The organism is Streptomyces sp. NPDC031479 (assembly GCF_055581065.1).
On the sequence record NZ_JBVIKC010000105.1, the window covers coordinates 1 to 1,869 of the forward strand.

General features: G+C 69.3%; 1 protein-coding gene and 1 pseudogene. Both read left to right on the top strand.

All coding sequences use genetic code 11. The annotated features are described in order from the left end of the window. The first annotated feature begins 307 nt into the window (after positions 1-307). Positions 308-1,459, top strand: a complete 1,152-nt coding sequence (locus ACZ5D2_RS40855) for an RICIN domain-containing protein (RefSeq protein WP_468936809.1) — start codon at positions 308-310, stop codon at positions 1,457-1,459. A 171-nt stretch (positions 1,460-1,630) separates the two neighbouring features. Continuing rightward, positions 1,631-1,869 (top strand): annotated as a pseudogene (locus tag ACZ5D2_RS40860) (hypothetical protein); the annotation flags it as partial.

The following is a 1,869-nucleotide window of genomic DNA, read 5'->3' on the forward strand; positions in this document are numbered from 1 at the left end:
GGTACCGAGCAGAAGAAGTTCGACGTGAACAAGAACGCCTGGACGCCGGTCGGCGAGAGCGCCGACGAGCAGGGCCGCGACTTCATGCTCATGGAGATCCGCACCACCAAGTAGCAGCGGAGCCGCCCGCGCTAGGCATCCGTCCTCATGCCGGCGCCCATGCCGGGCGACGGACCCGTCGCAAGGCGCCCGTACCGCCTATCTGGCAGCACTCCCGTGAACCCGTCGGCCGAGTGGCCGAACCGCGTTGCGGGCGTCCGCGAGGCCATGCCCGCGCACCCGCGCTCTGCCCGCGAAGGGAACTCGCATGTCCGCACTCCGTCCGCGCACCGCGCGGATCTCCAGCCTGCTGGCCACCTCCGCCGTGCTGTCGGCGGGCCTGATATCGGCGACCCCCGCCGCCGCGGCCTCCGGCCCCGAGGCCGCCACGGGCGCGCAACCCTACGCCGTCCGGCTCAACCTCGGCGACGAGGCCAACTCCCGTGCCTGCACCGGCACTCTGGTCGACCGCTTCTGGGTCCTCACCGCCGCGAGCTGCTTCGCCACCATCCCCGGCACCCCGGTCCCGGCCGGCGAGCCGGCCCTGAAGACCACCGCGACGCTCAGCGACGGCAAGGCGGTCGAGGTCATCGAGATCGCGCCGCGCACCGACCGGGACGCTGCCCTCGTACGACTTGCCACCGCGGTCACCGGAATCGCACCCGCCCCCCTCGCGACCGCCGCCCCGTCGGCCGGTACCGACCTGACCGCGGCCGGATTCGGCCGTACGAAGTCCGAGTGGCTGCCGGACAAGCTCCACACCGCCACCTTCACCGTCAACTCCGCGACATCCACGACGCTCTCCGTCACCGGTAAGGGCACGGACGTGCTCTGCAAGGGCGACACCGGCGGACCACTCCTGAACTCCGCGGGCCAGATCGTCGCCGTCAACTCCCGCTCCTGGCAGGGTGGCTGCCTCGGCGCCCCCGCTACCGAGACCCGTACGGGCGCCATCTCCACCCGCACCGACGACCTCGCCGGCTGGCTGCGGGACGTCCGCTTCACCACCGCCTCGATCCAGAACGCGCTGAGCAACCGCTGCGCGTACGTCGGTTGGCGCACCCCCGACAACGGCGCCCAGGCCCAGCAGGTCGACTGCGATCCGCAGTACGCCGACCAGCTCTGGAAGCTGGAGCCGGTCCCGGGCGGCTACCAGATCCGCAACCAGTACAACAACCGCTGCCTCCTGGTCTCGTGGCGCACCCCTGAGGACGGCGCGCCCGTGACGCAGTACGACTGCCACCCGGAGTACGCCGACCAGGTGTGGAAGCTGGAGCCGGTCGCCGGCGGCGGCTACTCCATCCGGAACTCGCTGACCGACAAGTGCATGTACGTCTCATGGCGCACGCCGGAGTGGGGAGCGCCCCTGACGCAGGTCGGTTGCGACTCCCGGTATGTCGACCAGGTCTGGAAGATCTGAACGGCCTGACCAACCGAAAGAAATGGAGGCTGCCCTCGGCGCCCCGCCGAGGGCAGCCTCCATTTTTCGTCTTCACCGTGCGGAATGAAACCTCGGGACGACCCGGCAGTGCAATCTGTCAGTTGTCACCGACTTGAAGCCGCTATCAAGCAAGGACTGGAATAGCAGCCAATGAAGGCACACAAGAAAATGCTCCGCGCTGTTGGCGCGGCCCTGGGCGCGGGCGCCCTGGCATGGATCGCGGTCGGTGGCGGAATCTCCGGAGCTCCTGCCCGAGTGAACGCCTCGGCGATGGGTTCCGTCGCGGATGAAGGCCCTGGTTACGCGATCGAGGACTTCGGTTATCCGAACGCCGACAAGATCCTGGCGGAGCGGGGCATCACCCTGAAGCGAGGTGACGGTCACATCGT